General features: G+C 59.5%; 18 protein-coding genes. All 18 read right to left on the minus strand.

Translation table 11 applies throughout. The annotated features are described in order from the left end of the window. A complete protein-coding gene (gene atpA, locus DMP06_RS01125; protein ID WP_220092517.1) occupies positions 1–1,566 on the minus strand; it encodes a F0F1 ATP synthase subunit alpha in 1,566 nt (521 codons plus the stop codon). Beyond that, positions 1,560–2,138: an ATP synthase F1 subunit delta gene (gene atpH / locus DMP06_RS01130; RefSeq protein ID WP_123207902.1), complete on the minus strand. Its 579-nt coding sequence runs from the start codon at positions 2,136–2,138 to the stop codon at positions 1,560–1,562. Before atpH ends, atpA begins: the two co-directional genes overlap by 7 nt. Next, on the minus strand, positions 2,128–2,736 hold the full coding sequence (gene atpF / locus DMP06_RS01135; RefSeq protein ID WP_452586132.1) for a F0F1 ATP synthase subunit B: 609 nt from the start codon (positions 2,734–2,736) through the stop codon (positions 2,128–2,130). The genes atpH and atpF overlap by 11 nt, the downstream gene beginning before the upstream one ends. Positions 2,737–2,787: 51 nt before the next feature. Further along, the gene (gene atpE / locus DMP06_RS01140) at positions 2,788–3,006 is read right to left on the minus strand and encodes an ATP synthase F0 subunit C (protein WP_123207904.1); all 219 of its coding nucleotides are present in this window, start codon (positions 3,004–3,006) and stop codon (positions 2,788–2,790) included. A 172-nt stretch (positions 3,007–3,178) separates the two neighbouring features. Then, positions 3,179–3,973, minus strand: a complete 795-nt coding sequence (gene atpB, locus DMP06_RS01145; protein ID WP_123207905.1) for a F0F1 ATP synthase subunit A — start codon at positions 3,971–3,973, stop codon at positions 3,179–3,181. Positions 3,974–4,000: 27 nt separating this feature from the next. Continuing rightward, complete coding sequence (locus DMP06_RS01150; protein WP_123207906.1) at positions 4,001–4,294, minus strand: hypothetical protein; 294 nt, start codon at positions 4,292–4,294, stop codon at positions 4,001–4,003. A 316-nt stretch (positions 4,295–4,610) separates the two neighbouring features. Next, a complete protein-coding gene (locus DMP06_RS01155; protein ID WP_123207907.1) occupies positions 4,611–5,093 on the minus strand; it encodes a deoxycytidylate deaminase in 483 nt (160 codons plus the stop codon). Between the two features lie 61 nt (positions 5,094–5,154). Then, entirely contained in the window at positions 5,155–5,796 is a 642-nt protein-coding gene (gene upp / locus DMP06_RS01160) for a uracil phosphoribosyltransferase (protein ID WP_123207908.1), read from the minus strand. Further along, a complete protein-coding gene (locus DMP06_RS01165) occupies positions 5,796–8,474 on the minus strand; it encodes an N-6 DNA methylase (RefSeq protein WP_123207909.1) in 2,679 nt (892 codons plus the stop codon). Before DMP06_RS01165 ends, upp begins: the two co-directional genes overlap by 1 nt. A gap of 66 nt (positions 8,475–8,540) precedes the next feature. Next, the gene (gene glyA, locus DMP06_RS01170) at positions 8,541–9,794 is read right to left on the minus strand and encodes a serine hydroxymethyltransferase (protein WP_123207910.1); all 1,254 of its coding nucleotides are present in this window, start codon (positions 9,792–9,794) and stop codon (positions 8,541–8,543) included. Positions 9,795–10,036: 242 nt separating this feature from the next. Further along, a complete protein-coding gene (gene rpiB / locus DMP06_RS01175; RefSeq protein ID WP_123207911.1) occupies positions 10,037–10,522 on the minus strand; it encodes a ribose 5-phosphate isomerase B in 486 nt (161 codons plus the stop codon). A 90-nt stretch (positions 10,523–10,612) separates the two neighbouring features. Then, entirely contained in the window at positions 10,613–12,109 is a 1,497-nt protein-coding gene (glpK, locus tag DMP06_RS01180; RefSeq protein WP_123207912.1) for a glycerol kinase GlpK, read from the minus strand. A 155-nt stretch (positions 12,110–12,264) separates the two neighbouring features. Then, a complete protein-coding gene (locus tag DMP06_RS01185) occupies positions 12,265–12,528 on the minus strand; it encodes a hypothetical protein (protein ID WP_123207913.1) in 264 nt (87 codons plus the stop codon). 764 nt (positions 12,529–13,292) lie between these two features. Next, positions 13,293–14,261 carry a slipin family protein gene (locus DMP06_RS01190; protein ID WP_123207914.1) on the minus strand — a complete coding sequence of 323 codons (969 nt, stop codon included), beginning with the start codon at positions 14,259–14,261 and terminating at the stop codon, positions 13,293–13,295. After that, entirely contained in the window at positions 14,230–14,676 is a 447-nt protein-coding gene (locus DMP06_RS01195; protein WP_123207915.1) for a GntR family transcriptional regulator, read from the minus strand. Before DMP06_RS01195 ends, DMP06_RS01190 begins: the two co-directional genes overlap by 32 nt. A gap of 484 nt (positions 14,677–15,160) precedes the next feature. After that, positions 15,161–16,066 carry an NrfD/PsrC family molybdoenzyme membrane anchor subunit gene (gene nrfD, locus DMP06_RS01200; protein WP_161957776.1) on the minus strand — a complete coding sequence of 302 codons (906 nt, stop codon included), beginning with the start codon at positions 16,064–16,066 and terminating at the stop codon, positions 15,161–15,163. Positions 16,067–16,117: 51 nt separating this feature from the next. Next, positions 16,118–16,843 (minus strand): TorD/DmsD family molecular chaperone, encoded by a 726-nt coding sequence (locus tag DMP06_RS01205; protein WP_161957777.1) that lies wholly within the window; start codon positions 16,841–16,843, stop codon positions 16,118–16,120. Positions 16,844–17,095: 252 nt separating this feature from the next. After that, complete coding sequence (locus tag DMP06_RS01210; RefSeq protein ID WP_338056782.1) at positions 17,096–17,731, minus strand: DMSO/selenate family reductase complex B subunit; 636 nt, start codon at positions 17,729–17,731, stop codon at positions 17,096–17,098. Between the last annotated feature and the right edge of the window lie 7 nt (positions 17,732–17,738).

Here is a 17,738-nt window from a genome sequence, read left to right on the forward strand (position 1 = left end):
TTACGCCGCGAATTGCTTCTTGAAAGCATCGATGGCACCGTTGAGGGCCTCTTCGCTTTCAGGCGTGAACTTCGCATCGTCGTGAATCTTCTTGAGCACGTCGGCATGGCTGGCACGCAGGTAGTCCAGAAGCTCGGTGCGGAAGCGAACCACGTCGGCCACTTCCACGTCGTCCAGGAAGCCCTTTGCGCCGGCATAGATTGCCACGGCCTCTTCCTCGAAGGAGAGCGGCATGTAGCGACCCTGCTTCAGCAGCTCGGTCATGCGGGCACCGCGGTTCAGCTGGTCCATGGTGGTCTTGTCCAGGTCGGAGCCGAACTGGGTGAACGCCTTCAGCTCGCGGTAGTTGGCAAGGTCCAGACGCAGGGTACCGGAAACGCTCTTCACGGCCTTGGTCTGAGCGGAGCCACCAACACGCGAAACGGAGATACCTACGTCAACAGCGGGACGCTGGCCCTGATAGAACAGGTCGGTCTGCAGGTAGATCTGGCCGTCGGTGATGGAGATCACGTTGGTGGGAATATAAGCGGACACGTCGCCAGCCTGCGTCTCGATGATCGGCAGAGCGGTCATGGAACCCAAGCCGTATTCCTCGTTCATCTTCACTGCACGCTCCAGCAGGCGCGAATGCAGGTAGAAGATGTCGCCAGGATAAGCCTCGCGTCCCGGCGGACGACGCAGGGTCAGCGACATCTGACGATAGGCCACAGCCTGCTTAGACAGGTCATCGTAGACAATAAGCACGTGACGGCCGTGGTTCTCGGGGCCAGCGGGCTTGCCGTCTTCGCCGGTGTAGACGAAGTACTCGCCCATTGCAGCGCCCGCCATGGGGGCGATGTACTGCAGAGGAGCGGAATCGGAAGCGGTGGCGGCCACGATGATGGTCTTCTCCATCACGCCGTGCTTCTCCAGCGACTCCATGATGCCGGCCACCGTGGAGGCCTTCTGGCCCACGGCGACGTAGATGCAGATGACGTCGGTGTCCTTCTGGTTGATGATGGCGTCGATCGCGATAGCGGTCTTGCCGGTCTGGCGGTCGCCGATGATCAGCTCGCGCTGGCCGCGACCGATCGGAATCATCGTGTCAACGGCGATGATGCCGGTCTGCATGGGCTCATGCACGGGCTTGCGGCTGATAACGCCGGGGGCCTTGAACTCCACGGGGCGAGTGCCCTCGGAAGTGATGGGGCCTTTGCCGTCGATAGGCATACCCAGCGGGTTCACGACGCGGCCGAGCAGACCCTTGCCCGAAGGCACTTCCATGATCTTGCCGGTGGTGCGAACCTGGTCGTTCTCTCGAATTGCCGTGACATCGCCCAGGAGCACGGCGCCGACCTCCTCTTCCTCGAGGTTCTGCGCCAAGCCGTATACGGTCTTGCCGCCTTCGCCGAGGAACTCCAGGAGCTCGCCTGCCATGGCACCCTTCAGGCCGTCGACGCGGGCAATACCGTCGCCCACCTGGACGACCGTGCCCACCTCGCGAGCATCGACGCTGGTGTCGAGCGACTCGAGCTGCTTACGCAGAGCTTCGTCGATAGACTGAGCGGTGATTTCAGTCACTAGCATTCACCTCCATCGTTTGTTTCCGTAAGCACGTTGCGAGTGCGCTCCAGTTGGGACGCTACGCTCGCGTCGATGCGTTTTCCATGAGTGCTCATGATGATGCCGCCCAGGATAGACTTGTCGATGTGCTCGCGCAGAACGACGTTCTTGCCCAGATCCTGAGACAGCTTCTCGATGATGACCTTGCGGAGCTCGTCGTCGAGTTCCACCACAGTGGTCACGTCGACGACGCACACGCCCAGCTTCTCTTCAGACGCGTCGCGATAGGTGGACACAACCTGGGAGAGCTGTCCGAGGTTTTCGCGTTCCGCCATGACGGCGATGACGCTGCGAATCAAGGGGTCGACCCCCTCGAACACGCCTTCGGCCAACTGGTGGCGCTGCTCAGGGAGAAGAGCCGGGTTGGCCAGGGCGTCACGCAGATCCGCGTTGCCGCGGTAGATGCTGAGCACCTGCTCCAGCTGATCGCGAACCTCCAGCACGCGCTCCTGGCCGCCCGCGTTGTACGCAGCGTCCAGCAGCATGCCGGCATAGGTGGCAACCTCTTCTTTAACGAGCAGTCGGTTAGTTGGCATCGAAACTACCTGCCTCTTCGACGTAGCGCTTGATCATCTTGCGATGCTCCTCATCGGACAGATCGTTGCCGATGAGCTTGGCAGCCACAGCAACCGAGATATCGGCGACGGATGCCTGGAGGTCGGCCTTGGCCGCCTTCTTGTCCGCCTCGATGGCCGCATGGGCCTTCTCGATCATGTCAGCGGCTTCCTTCTGCGCCTTGGCGGTGATGTCGGCCTTCACGTCTTCGCCGGTCTGCTTGGCATCGGCGATGATCTTGGAAGCCTGGGCCTTGGCCTCGGCGAGCTCCTGCTTGTACTCGGCAAGCACACGCTCAGATTCCTGGCGGGCCTCTTCCGCATTCTTCAGGTCATCGCGAATGGTGTTGGCGCGCTTTTCGAGCATCTTGTCGAACATCGGCCAGCCGAACTTCGCGAGGACGATCCACAGAATGATGAAGGCGACGAGCATGGGGATGAATTCGTTCATCTTGGGGAGAATGGCACCGATGCCGCCCTCCTCAGAAGCGAATGCATACGCCGGGCAGGCCAGAGCTGCAGCGCCCGCGATAGCGACCGCGGAAGTGAGCTTTGCTGCCTTGGTCTTGTACGCTTTCAACTCGCTTGCCTCCTGTTCTTTTCTCGTAAGAATCATACGGTGAATCGTCGATTAACCGATGAAGAACAGAACCAAGCCGAGCAGAGCCAGTGCCTCAGACATAGCAGCACCGATGAAGAAGTAGCCCATGAGCTGACCCTTCATCTCGGGCTGGCGGGCGGCCGAGGTGCACAGGCCGTAGGTGGCGATGCCGATACCGATGCCAGGGCCGATGGCAGCGAGGCCATAGCCGACGACCTTCAGTGCGGCGAGCGCGAGGGTGATTTCCACTGTTTCCTCCTTTGACGGGTTTCGCTTGTGCGAAACCTTCTGCCTATACTGTTCAGCTGAGGGGTGCAGCTGCAACACCAAATTCAGACCGCGTTACGCTGCGGCGTGCGGCCAAGTGCGCCTTGACGGGCGGCCGGCCATTCCGGTGGTGCGTCCTCACGACGCGACGCGTTTAGTGAGGATGGACGGCTCCGCCGATGTAGGAAGCCGAGAGGATGGCGAACACGAACGCCTGGATGAATGCCACGAGGCACTCCAGCGCGTAGATGAGCACCAGCAGCAGGAACCACAGGATAGACACGCCGCCGGCGAGGATATCCATAGATCCGCTGAGCAGACCGACCTGGATGAAGCAGGTGGTAGCGATGGCGAAGATGGCGAGCATCATGTGGCCGGCGAGCATGTTGCCGTAAAGTCGGACGGCCAGCGTGAGCACGCGGATGACCGTGGAGAACAGCTCCAGGAACCAGATGATGGGCTTCATCGGGCCGCTGATGCCCGAGGGAGCGAGGCTGGCGATGTAGCCGCCCACGCCGTTAGCCTTGATGCCGTAGACGATGAAGTAGACAAACGAAATGGCGGAAAGCGCCCAGGTGCAGGAGATGGCGCCGGTAGCCGTCTTGAAGCCGGGAATGAGGCTCAAGAAGTTGCAGATAAGGATGAAGAAGAACAGCGTGGCCAGGAAGGGCACGTGCTTCTTGAAGCCATTGCCGATAACGTCCTCGGCAACGTTTTTGTTCACGAAGTCATAGCCGTACTCCACCATGTTGACGAACTTGTTGGTGGGAACCAGCTTGGTCTTGTTGGCGGCGACCAAAATCACGATGAACGTGACGGCCAGCGCGATGAACAGCCAGATGACGTACTGGGTGACGTTCCAGCCGCCGATGCTGAACACCGTCTGCGGATCGAAGTGAGCCGCGATGCCCTGCGCCTCCTCGACGAACTTGTTGAGAGCTTCGCCCATGAGATTCCTTCCTTAGACGACAATTCCCTATTTCACGCGCTTGCGCTTAGCGAGCACGTTCTTATACAGCACGTATACGATGGTGCAGCCCAGAAATACGACGCCCTCGGCGACGACATAGGACACCAGCGACTCACGCGCAAGCATTGCGCACGCGATGAGCCCCGCGATGAGGATGACCATGGAGATGCAGACGCCCACCAGACCGTACAGTCCGATGGTCAGAGCATGGGTGGAAGTAGAACGGCGCGATAGCCTCAGAGACAGGAACAGAGGTAGGAATCCGAGGACTCCGGTCAGAATCCCTAGTGCAATGAGCATATGGCGCTGGTCACTCTCCTTCTCCGTGGCATTTGGGCATGCGCACACAACGGCTTAGCCGAAAACGGGTAGTATGCTAACAAATATTTAAGCCCCGCACGTGAAGATGCGCCGAAAAGCTGAAAAAATCGCGCAAGCGGGGTGATTTTTATGCACTCTTTACGTGCGACCAGGCAACATTATGCCGACATTTGAGAATTTCTTCACAAATGGCGGCGTTAATTGTGGAGCCGGCGCGAAGAAGCGCACGGCTCGCATCGATTCGACAGGCAAGCCGCCACCTCATGCCAAGCCGCGCCCGCTCCGTGCCTTAAGGCTACTCGACAGGCAAGCCGCGCGCTTCTCCGGGCTCTACGACGCGAATCTTGATATCGGTTTCGCCCAGGAGCTCCTCCGCCAGCTTGTCAGGGTAGCCCTCGGCGAACACAATCTCGCGGATGCCGGCGTTGATGAGCATCTTAGCGCACACCACGCAAGGCTCTGTAGTTATATAGATAGAGGAGCCCTCGATGTCGATGCCATAGCGCGCCGCCTGGATAATCGCGTTCTGCTCGGCATGCAGACCGCGGCAGATTTCGTGGCGCTGCCCCGAAGGCACGCCCAGCTGCTCGCGCAAACAGCCCGTCTCATCGCAATGGCGCAGGCCCGACGGCACGCCGTTGTAGCCCGTGGCCAAGATGCGGCGGTCTTTCACGATCACTGCTCCCACCGCGCGGCGCAGGCACGTGGAGCGCATAGACACCTCAAAGGCAAGGTGGATGAAATACTGATCCCAGCTGGGACGTTTGATATCGCGCATACATACCAACCTTTCAGAATGCGCATGAATTGCGCCGCTGCGCGGTCGTAGCGGCGCAGCGTTACAGCGTTCCGAAGATGCGATCGCCGGCATCGCCGAGACCGGGCAGGATGTAGGCGTTCTCATTCAATCCGTCATCGAGGGCACACGTCCAAATGCGCACGTCGGGATCGGCATCGAGCACGGCGCGCACGCCCTCGGGCGCCGCCACCAGCACCAAAAAGCGCACGTCACGCACGCCGGCATCGCGCAGATACTGGAGCGCGGCGATGGCGCTGCCGCCCGTGGCAAGCATGGGGTCGACCAAAAGCGCCGTTCCGTCCACTATGCGAGAAGGCAACTTGGCGTAGTACGGGTGCGCCTCGTGAGTCTCTTCGTCACGCTCCATGCCCACGTGGCCCACGAGAGCAGAGGGCACCATGTCGAGCGCGCCCTCGAGCATGCCGAGGCCTGCGCGCAGAATGGGAACCACCGTGATCGAGTCGGCGGGGATACGTGCGCAGGACGCATCGGCCAGGGGCGTGCGCACCGTCACTTCCTCCACGCGCGCATCGCGTAGCGCTTCGTACGTCTCGATTGCCGCGAGCTCGCGAACCAGCTGGCGAAACTCCGTGGGCTTGGTGGACGCATCGCGCAGGTGCGCCATCTTATGCGCCACCAGCGGATGGTTAAGAACCATCAATCGGTTGCTGCTATCAATCATTATGCATCGCCCTTCTTTATACCGGCGTTTATCATTTCGTTGAAATCCTCCTCGGCGTCCCGCACGCTCGCCGATGCCTTTGCAAGGCTCTCTTTCGATGAGACAAGCTGCGCCACCAGCCTCTTCTGCTCCTGCTTGGACACAGGGTAGGCAATTTCGACAGACTCGAAATCGGCTTGCTGGGTACGCCGCCTATTGCTGTGGCCCGTTGTGATGGCCCTGAACGCACGTTGATAGTAGTCGCTTCTGAGCAGAGCAGCAAGAAACTCAAGGTCTATTTCCTCATCCACGAGACGATACACCGGGTATTCCTTCGTTACGATAGCGCCGTCGAAACTCTCGCACGCCACACCGATGCACCCTTTCCAGAGGTCGATAGACGAGTAGACGATATCGTGCGCATGCACCACATACCATGACGACGAGCTGTTCTCGAAGTACATGCCCAGCCATTCCGGCGGATTGTTCCCCTTGCCCGCCTCACGAGGGCGCATTTTGCCGTCTTGACCGAGGGAAATAACGGTAACGTATTCATCGGGATGCTCTTCAGGATGGATGCGTTCCTCTCTGCGAACCATCAGCTGACCGAGCGGTTTTTTTACCCACCCCGGCGCAAGGCTACGCATGCCTTCCTGAGCCTTGAAGATGTGGTACTTCGCGTCCATGCGGCTTGACCCGTGGGACCGCCACACATCCTCATAGGCAAGCACGACACAATTCTGCATTTCCGGGACATACGATGCATCGCCTTCGAGGAACGCCCGATATTCGCCCAAGATGGTGCCGGCTTGGTCTTGCTCGTCAATGCTGAGCCCGTCGGATTCGCAATACAGATCATTCCGAGAACCAAGCTTTCCCGTGGTGGTGTACCCGATATTGTCCACCTCTGCGAAAAACACGCGATGCCCCAACGAAGAGATCGCCCCAGCGAGGGCGGAAGCTCCCGTATCCAGCAGAATCTCCTCTTTGGCTCCTCCGAGCTCCTGATACGCCGCCATGAACGAATCTGCTTCAGCTTGAGTAAACTTCCTGAAAAAGAGAATTGACGTGGTATTTTGCGCACCCGAGGTTCTGAAGGCGAAATCAGGCAGCGACACCACTGCCTCCACAACGCCTACAGAGGCAAGGTAGCGACGCAATTTAACACAAGAATCCGCCTGATTGTTCAACACGCCATCGGGTACCACCAGCGCGAAGCGACCCCCGGGAACAAGCATCTGCACCGCTCTTTCGATGATGATGTGCTCAGAGGCAATCTCGGAGCAGCCACGCGCCACCTCAAAATTATCAAAGCTGTTGCTGCCGAGCTGGTCTTTATCGCCCTTTTTCACCTTGTCGCCAAACGGTGGGTTACCCACCACCAAGTCGAATTGCTCTCCACGCGCAAGCACAGGGTTGGAAAACGTGCTGTCAAGACAGCTGCGATCTCCCTCTATATTAGAGTTACCGTCGTGGTGGATGAGCAGATTGATTCGACAGATCTGAGCCAGCGTTGGATGGATTTCGACGCCGAATACGCAATTCTGCGAGTACTCGAGTTTGTTTTGGGCGACGAGGAGGGGTCGACCGGCGTAATCGCGGTCTATTTTCTGCCATACCTGAAGTATTGCCTCAAGCAAAAAACCGCCGCTGCCGCAGGTAATATCGATAACCTTCTGGTTGCGCGTGGGATTGAGCATGGCCACGGCGAAGCGCGCCAGTGGGCGCATGGTGAAGTACTGCCCCAGCTCGCCACGGAACACGGAACCGAAGAAGAACTCGAATGCCCTGCCAATGGCATCGAGGTCGGTCTCCATGAATGAAACGTCCTGCAAAACGGAAACCACTTGGGTGATTTTGTCGTCGGGCAGATTTATTTCCTCGTCACCCGAAAAGATATCGGGGTTTTTAGCGCATGCCTCGCCAAACAGGGCATGCACCCTATTGGCTATTTCCACGTCATCTTCGTTCGTGCCCACCTGAAATTGACGGGGCTCACCCGTCTTAGCGCTCTTTTCGTCTTCTATCTTGGTGAGGATAAGCTTGCTCCACTCGCGAAACGCCGTAAGCGGATCGCGTTTGCCGCCAGCCCAAATGAGCGAATGAGCACGACGCACTTTCGCCTCGAGCACCTTCGCTCCCACCGGCTTGATATCGGCATTGGCGTCGCCGGCAATAAGACCGTACCGAGGGGCCCTGCCAAACCGCTCGGGAACCGAATCGCGTGTGCCCTTCCTATTCTGTTCGCGCTCCTCGGGCGGATAATTCAGCACGTCAAACAACACCGACCCGTCACCCGAGTCTAACAGCCCCCATTTGCTGCGCAGGCTGTTAGCGTTGCCGAAAAGCTGCTCTATGCCCTGGTCCTTTTCCCTGGCAGAAATCCCTTCGCGCTTTGCCTCAACCACAAGAAAGGGTATCTTGCATTCCTTGTCCTCGTAAATCACCACGTCGGCCCAATCATTGGGAGTACGACGCGGCACCTTGACCTCCGTTTTCATGCAGGAAGGCGCATACGCCTTGACGAGGATGAGATGCGCGATGACCTTCGCACGCACCAGCTCCTCAGGATCGCTCAGCATATATCCCTTCGTCACGCGCAGATGATAATAGATCTTGTCGCCCTTGAAAGAGAAATACCCCCTGCGCAGCGCTTCGGCCACCAGATGGTTTTCTTCGTAATCTAAGGTTGTTATCACTGCCTACGCCTTTCGTGCCATACACCAGTCACAACCCATAATACAGGAACATTCGTTCTAAATTATCTAGAAATCGTAGCTGGGATACAGCGGGTGCGCATCCAGGATGCCGCGAACCTCGGCCGCGACGGACTCGAGCTTGGCATCGTCGCCCTGCGCGAATACGGTTGCGGCAATGAGCTCGCCTACGCGGCGGAACTCCTGCGCGGTGAGGCCGCGCGTAGTGGCTGCAGCCGACCCCACGCGAATGCCGCTTGTCACAAAGGGGCTACGCGGCTCGTTGGGAATGGAGTTCTTGTTCACCGTAATGCCCACGCGCTCGAGCAGCTTCTCGGCATCTTTGCCGGTCACGTCGGCGGGAGTGAGATCAACCAGGCACAGATGGTTGTCGGTGCCGCCCGAAACAAGGCGCAAGCCGCCCGCCGTAAGGCCTTCCGCCATCGCGGCGCAATTGGCCACCACGCGGTCGATGTACTCCTTGAACTCGGGGCGCAGCGCCTCGCCGAACGCCACGGCCTTGCCCGCGATCACATGCATGAGCGGGCCGCCTTGGCTGCCGGGGAACACCGCCTTGTCGATCTTTTTGGCGATTTCTTCATCGTTGCACACGATCAGGCCGCCGCGCGGACCGCGCAGCGTCTTGTGGGTGGTAGAGGTGACCACATCGGCATAGGGCACGGGGCTTGGATGCGCGCCCGCGGCCACGAGCCCGGCGATATGCGCCATGTCCACCATGAAGTAGGCGCCCACCTCGTGTGCGATAGCCGCCATGCGCTCGAAATCTATCACGCGCGGATACGCGCTCGCGCCGCCCACGATGAGCTTGGGGCGCAGCTCGTGAGCCATGCGCTCAAGGGCGTCGTAGTCGATGGTCTCATCCTCGGTGAGGCCGTATCCGTGGAAGTCATACAGGCGACCGCTGAAGTTAACCGGCGAGCCGTGCGTGAGATGCCCGCCGTTATCCAAGCTCATGCCCAGCACCGTATCGCCCGGTTTGATAAGCGCGAAATAGGCCGCCAGGTTGGCGTTGGCACCGCAGTGGGGCTGCACGTTGGCGAAGTTGGCGCCGAAGAGCTCTTTGGCGCGATCGCGCGCGAGATCCTCCACGATGTCGACTTTTTCGCAGCCGCCGTAGTAGCGCTTGGACGGATAGCCTTCGGCGTATTTATTGGTAAGCACGCTGCCCACGGCCTCCATGACCGCAGTGCTGGTGAAGTTTTCCGAAGCGATAAGCTCGATGGAGCCACGCTGACGAGTGAGCTCGGCCGAAATGGCGGAGGCAACAGCGGGGTCGGCTTGGGCAAGATAGGTGAAGGGCATGGCGGATCCTTTCTTTGGGGCGCCGTTGGCAAGACGAGCCAAATGGCCCTGAAGACATGCGGCGAACCCCAGCCTTGAAGCTCCGAGGCGCGCAGTCGTCTTGCCGCGATTCGTTAGAACCTCGCCATCCTACCACCGACGGCGCGCGACCCACACGCGAAAACGGCCACGAAGCCCAAGCGCCCCGTGGCCGTTACGAAGATTACACAGAATGCTCCACGCCCGTCGAAAGGCGGCGCGTTCTACCCGCGCACCACGTTGCCGTTGGCATCCGTGCTCACGCCACCCTTGTCGGCGTCGAGGCGCATAATTTTGGCGACGCGCATGGCATGGCGGCCACCCTCGAACTTGGTGGTGAGGAACGTATCCACGATCTGCTTGTTGGTTTCCAAATCCACGAAGCGACCGGAAAGCGTAACCACATTGGCGTCGTTGTGCTGACGGCACAGTTCCGCGAACTGCACGTTGATCACGTTGGCGGCGCGAATGCCCACAACCTTGTCAGCCGCGAGCGCCATGCCGATGCCCGTGCCGCACACCAGCACGCCGCGATCGGCGGTGCCGTTCGACACATCGTGCGCCACGGCAGCCGCGTAATCGGGGTAGTCTACGCGGTCATCAGAATCGGGGCCGCGGTCGATGACCTCGTAGCCCTCGCCTACCAGATAGTCCACCAACTTCTGCTTCTGCTCGAAGCCAGCGTGGTCGCTTCCGATGGAAATAATCATGTGTGCATCCTTTCGACTGCAGGACGATTAGCTTGATCCTGCGCCATCATACCGTATTTGATAGGCATGCGGCCCGCATGCGGCACCCGCTCACTTGGTCATCACGCGGCGGACGGCCTCGTGCCAGCCCGCCATAAGGCCCTCGCGCTCTTCGGCATCCATCTTGGGCGTAAAGTGGTCGTCGTGTTCGCGTAGCGCAAGAATCTGTGCCATATCCTCCCAGAAACCAGTAGCAAGGCCCGCCAAAAACGCCGCGCCTGCGCCGGTGCTTTCGATGACTTTGGGGCGGTTGAGGCTCGCCCCCAAGATGTCGGACTGGAACTGAAGGAGGAAGTCGTTGCCCGAAGCGCCACCGTCAACGTTGAGCTCGGTGATGGCGATGCCGGAATCCTTCTCCATGGTGTGCGCCACATCGGCCACCTGGAACGCCATGGACTCGAGCGCCGCGCGGACGATATGCGCCCTGTTCGCACCTCGCGTAAGCCCCAGAATGGCTCCGCGTGCCTCGGAATCCCAGTACGGGGCGCCCAGTCCGGTGAACGCCGGAACCACGTACACACCCGCGGTGTCATCCACGCTGCGGGCGAGCTCCTCGCTTTCAGACGCGCTAGAGATGATGCCCAGCTCGTCGCGCAGCCACTGGACGAGCGCGCCGGCCACGAACACACTGCCCTCGAGCGCGTATTCCAGCCCCTGCACGCCCGGAGCACTCGCCGCCACCGTGGTGACCAGGCCATGCGACGATGCGACCGGCGTGGAACCCGTATGCATGAGCAGAAAGCATCCGGTGCCGTAGGTGTTTTTCGCGCGACCAGCCTGCGTGCAGCACTGGCCGAACAGCGCCGCTTGCTGGTCGCCCGCGACGCCACGGATGGGGATGCCCTGAGGCATGCCCGGATACGCCGTAACGCCGAAATCGCCCGACGAAGAGCGGACCTCGGGCAGCATTGAGGCAGGAATGCCGAACAGGTCGAGCAGCTCCTGGTCCCATGTGCCCTTGTGAATGTCGAACAGCATGGTGCGGCTAGCGTTGGTCACGTCGGTCGCATGCACCGCCCCGCCCGTCAGCTGCCAGATAAGCCACGTATCCACCGTGCCGAATGCAAGCTTGCCCTCTTCGGCCGCCTCGCGCGCGCCCTCCACGTTGTCCAGGATCCACTTGATTTTGCTGGCCGAGAAATACGCATCGGGCACCAGGCCCGTCTTGGCGGTCACGCGGGCGGCTACAGCGGGATCGCCGCACACGGCTTCCACGATGTCGGTTGTGCGGCGGCATTGCCATACGATGGCGTTGTATACCGGCTCTCCCGTTTCGCGATTCCACACGATGGTTGTCTCGCGCTGATTGGTGATGCCGATGCTATCCACCTCTTCAGGGCGCACCCCGCTCGACACCAGTACCTCAGTCACAACGCCCAGCTGGGATGACGCGATTTCGCGAGGATCGTGTTCCACCCAGCCCGGCTGGGGGTAGATCTGACGAAACGGATGCTGGGCAATGCCGCGAATGAGTCCGGCGTGGTCGAACAGAATCGCACGGGACGAGGTGGTTCCCTGGTCGAGTGCAAGCACGTATTTCTTGGTCATGATGGTCGCCTATCTGTTGAGCTACCGCGAACGGGGCGCCAGCACGCCCCGCGTCCCCAAACATTTATCCCCTCAATTATACGATTCGACGCGCATGACGCCCGCCGCAGCCCGCACCCGGCCCTGACCCGACCCGATGCGTGCCGTTGGTTGAGCTAATCCTCGATGCCGTAAATCTCGAACATACCCAACGTGGTTTTGAGCGCGACTTTCTGCGCAAGCAGCTGATTGCCCACCGCGCCCTTGATGGTTCCGGCCGCTTTACGCTCCTCCACTTTCACTTCGAGATCCTCATAGCGCGCTTCAAGATCGTCGTGCATGTCCTCATAAGCGGCAAGACGCTGAATCGCCTCCTGCATCATGTCCGGGTCGACGGACGCCGTACCGTCCTCCGCCCTCATCGTCAACCTGCGCGCCATAGCGTCCTCCTTGTTGAGCTTCTTTCATTTCGTCGGAAGTATTGTAGGCCAAATCATGGCGGTCGCGCACATCGCACCGCAGGGAACGGCGCCAGCAGAGGCCGGCGGCACACCGACGGATTCATCGGGGCGACGCGGCGGAGGGGGCGTCCCCGGCATCAGCGCGACGGGTTCGCCACAGCGACGCGGCGGTGGGGCAAGCGGCAGCGGACGCGACGGAGCCAGCAGACGCAGGGCAGGACGCCTGGGCTTCGGCGCCGCCTCCGGAGTCGGCGAGGGGCAGATTCCGGCGTCCGGATGCAGCGAACGCCGATTCGCCGCAGCATAAACGTCGCTCCGCAAACGAACGCCGATTTGCTGCAGATTTTGCGCGGTGCCTCGAGTACACCGCCGTTTGGCTTCGCGTTTCCCCAGCTCATGGCCTCGCTCCGATTGGGCTACTCGAAGGGGTGTCCGAAAACTGCAGCAAATCGCCGTTCGTTTCTAAACCCCACGCCTCGGGCGTCCCCGGCAGCGGCGGGGCGGACGCGGCGGCGGGAGCCGGCGGCACACCGACGGGTTCGCCAGAACGATGCGGCGGCAGCGGGGGCGGAGCCGGCCTTTGCCCGATAATGGACGTGGCACACGGAGCTGCTGGCGGCCGCCCCGGAAGCCCCTCCCCCGGGCGTCAGACTCCCTGGGCGCCCCAAACGTCCCCGGAAGCCCCCAGGGCGTCAGACTGCCCGAGCTTCGAGTCGAGCGGCAATCAAGTACGCGGCTCTCTCTTACTTTCCCTGCGCCTTCAGCGACTCAATCATTTTTTCGAGCGATCCGTCTGAAAAGCCCTCGGAATATGCGCTGGGTATGACCACTGTGCCTCCTGAACCCTTTACGCTCTCATAGAGCAGGTGCATGGTGCGCAGGCGCAGCGCGACGTCATTGCCTTGATATTGCTCGGCAGCCTCTACCAGCATGCTGGAAATATCTTTCTCCACCTCGGCGAGCACCATACGGGCATTCTTTTCACGTTCGGCCTGAGCCTCGGCACTCATAGCCTCCTGCAGGCTTTCGGGAATTACGATGTCGCGAATCTCCACCGAGAGAATGGTGATGCCCCACTCGCTGGTTTTCTCCTCGATGACCTCCTGCAACTCGGCATCCAACTGGTTGCGGCGCACGGCAACCTCAGAGGCGCTCGCGCGGCCAATGGCATCACGCAGAGCGGTTTGGGCCACCAAGCTCACGGAGTTGTAATAGTTTTCCACTTCGAGCGCGGCCTTCTCGGCATCCCACACCATCCAAAAAAGCACAGCATCCACGTTGATGGGCACAAGATCGCTGGTTAACGTCTCCTCAGCGGCAAACCCCGTGAGCATCACGCGCTGGTCGGCGCACAGGGCAATTTGCTCGATGAACGGAATGGTGAAATAGATACCCGGTCCTTTGGTACGATGGAACTTGCCCAAACGCAAAACCACCACTTTCTCCCACTGCAGGGCAATGTGGATAGACATGGTGGCGAGCAAGGCAACAAGCGTGGCCACCACAAAACCCCACACGCTTGGCTCGCCCATGAGCAATAGTTCGACGGCGACAACCGCACAAAACGCCGCGACGAACACGAATGCTGAAAACATCATGGCGCCATTTTGCGAGGTACGCCGATCTGCACGTGAATTGTATTTTTCTATAGGAAACGTACGGCGATCCTTGCCGAAACGCTTAGAGGCCTTTCCGTCTTTCGTTTCTCTCATAGAGCATCCTCTTTTCCTGAGCGAGCGCGCCGCCCTCTTCTTGCACCTTGTGAGCAACGTCCAGCATGCGAAGCTTCACCTCATCAAGCGACATGCCCATGGACATGCAACGTTTTATGGCGTCCTCAATAACGGTGTCCACCGCGCTGAGCATTTCTTCGCGGGAGGATTCGGGCGTCTCGCGCACGAATACACCACGACCGCGCACCGACATGACGTAGCCCGTATGCTCAAGATCCACGTAGGCCTTGCTCACGGTGTTGTAGTTGATGGAGATTTCAGCGGCAAGGCTGCGCACGCTGGGCAGCTGATCACCGGGTTTGTAATAGCCGGTTTTAATCAGATAAATGAATCGGTTGCGCAGCTGGACCCACACGGGCAGACCGGAAGTTTCATCTAATTTGAAGTCTGGCATGCGGGTTTCCTACTACGCTTTCTTGAATAGATGGCATGCAGTTGACGAACGCAAGGGTGCGAGCGCCACAGCACCCCAAGGCGCTCGATGGGCCGTAAAACGGAATTTGCTCAATTGTAACCATTCGAGCATCGTTTGTGCGGCACGACAACAAAGAGGTGCAAAGCAACCCCATTTTGAGGACAAGCTGCATTTCACACGCACTTTGTACTCCCCTTCTGCAAAAGAGGGCCAGTTTGCATTCCGGATTTGCATTTTGGAGTCGTTTTGCACTCCCGAAAGGTACAAACCGGCTCTCACTCGAAAACGAGCTGCAAAACAGATCCGCTTTGCGCCTTCCTCTGCATTTCGGAGTTGCTTTGCACCCCCTCGGTTCTCTGCGCTTCCTCTACGCTTCGGGTCGTTTTGTGCCCCAGCATTTAGGGTCAAATTGCGTTCCGGCCTTCGTCACCCCGCTCGAAGCCTTTTGACGCCTTTCACCATCTCAGTGCAACCCGGCTGCCACCAAGCAGTATCGTAGCGCATAGCCTCCGAACAGGCACAACGCATCTGGCAAAGGGAACGTGCGCGTGCGGCGCAACAACGCACATGCGATTTCACTCCCCAGGGGCACAATGATGCCGGCAATGCATACGCCGCCCACAAACCATACGCGCAAATCGCCCGCGAACAACAGAGCGAGCGAAGAAGGCGCCTCACCCCGACCGGTAGCCGACACATACGCAAATGCCGCAAGCGCAAACGCCTCCAGCACAAGCACTGCGACATGGATGCCATGCAGGCGAATAAGCCCGAAGTCAATGTGCCACGAATCTCGCATGAACGCAGCGAGTATGACAACGATCGCGACACCCGACGATACGGCCGAAAGCACGAACAATATGGGAACAAGAAGGGTATCCCAGAACGCAACCGCCTTGGTGGATTGCAGATACACCCCCGTATACGTCATGACGGCGACGGCGAGAATCGCGCAGATGATTTCGGCAGCTGCCTTCATACGAGCTGACACGCGAGGCGCGTAGAAGTTGTTGGCAATTGCAAGAAATCCCGATACCGCAATCATGCCCGCAAGCACAAACGTTCCGAACGCAATGACCGATGTTGCAGAGGGGCGCAGGAACAGCAGCACGAAGCGCTCGGGGCGCCCAAGATCGGCAAGCAGACACAGTGCCGCAAGGCATGCGACTACAAAGCCCACGGCAAACGAACGATTGCGCAACGCACGAAAGGCGTCGGTTTCGGGTCGCGTGCGATCGGTGCCCAGGTGAAATGCGAAGCTCCAGAGCGACGACACCAGCAACACGCCAGCGCTACATCCGCCAAGGAACAGATATAAAACCACGAACGGACCGAACACGGCGCACTCCCCCCTTTCGCCGTGACGCATTATAGTGCCTTCGCGTCTCATGCATACCCGGCCGCTTGCCGAACGTGATGACTACGCCCCCTCTTCCTCACGCGCCTTTGCGCTCAAGACGTATGAAAAGGTCCCATCCTCCTCGTTGCATTCGATGCCGAATCGCTTCGCATATGCACGCTCGAGGCCAAACACCAACTCGCCTACGCCGCGATAATAGTCGGTCTTGGCGTGATTTTTCACCAGAAAGCGCCAGGCAGATGCCCAAGGCAACATATGGGCAACCAGGAAACTTTCGAGCGACTGAGCGGCTTTTGCAGCTGCGGCAGAATCGAACGCCTCCAGGGCATCTAGCTCACGGCCCATGAGATAGGAGCAGAACGCCAGCATGATGCCGAGGGCATCGTCAGGTTCATGTGCCTTACGTTCAAACTCAAGGCCCCATTCCTTATAGGCAGCACGCACTTCAAGCGTAGAGCGCCCGAACATGGTGGAGTTTGGCTCAGTGTAATACGACTCCCAAACCGGAGCCTCGGGCGTCCCAAGTCCGACAAACAACCGCAGCCATTCGCGCTGAATGGCGGCTGTTTCCTCTTCCAGATTGTTACGGGCAACAGTACACCAAGAAGAAAGCAGGGCAAGGCCCGAGGTAACCGCCTTGTCGCCCTCGCCGAACGGAGCGGCGGCGAACATATCATTGCCGATGCAGGAATGTACCCATTCCTCGGTGGGATCCTGGCTGATTAAACCGGCAGCGAAGCCGAACGCCGCCTGAGCGGCCTGGAGTGTTTCCTTGTCGAAATCCATAAGGAGCCTCTTTCTCGTTCCATTGGGCAGCATGCCCAAAGCGCTCGCGCGATTCGTTCGCTTTTTGGCTATCCGAACGATAACCCAAAGCGCTCCTAGTATAAGACCGGCGCCGTGAAGCCTAAATGCCTCACGGCGCCGGAAGCGGGCGGATTAAGGGAGGGATGGAGAGGAGGGGTCCGCCCGCTGGAAGATGCCTCTCGCGCTGAACCCTGCCAAGTAGGGTTCCGGTGCGATAAGGACTGCCGGAAGCTACTCGGCCAAATCGAGCTCTTCAGCGAAGCTCACGACCGAACCAGTACCCGATCCAGTTGCCTGCGCCGCAGGATGCGGATTGATGATGATGCTCGGGTTAGTGGTGTTTTCGGGCAGCGGCTCGATTTCCACGTTGCCTTCGCCATACTTCTCGCGAAGCTCGTCGATATCACCCCAGTCGAGAGCACGCATGGGGCAAGCCGCCACGCACACAGGCTTACGGCCCATGGCGATTTCGTCAGCGCACATGTCGCATTTGGTGACCAGCCCTGTTTCCTCCACGAACGTAGGAGCGCCGTAAGGGCAGGCGGGAATGCAGGTTTTGCAACCGATGCAAGCTTCCTGGTCGATAATCACCATGCCGGTTTCATCATCCTTGGAGATGGCGCCAGTCGCACAGTTCGCCATGCAGGCAGGCATCTCGCAATGATTGCAGGCCATAGAGACCTGATAGCTGAATACATCCTTGGGTACGTAGAAACCAGCTTCCGTCGATTCCCAAGATCCACCTTGATAGCTATATACGCGACGCCAAAGATTGTTAGCGGCAAGTTTATGGTTTTCTTTGCAAGCAACCTGGCAGGTCTTACAACCAGTGCACTTTGCGGAGTCAAAATAGAATCCATACGTCATGATGTCC

This window comes from Slackia equolifaciens (assembly GCF_003725995.1).
Classification (GTDB): domain Bacteria; phylum Actinomycetota; class Coriobacteriia; order Coriobacteriales; family Eggerthellaceae; genus Slackia; species Slackia equolifaciens.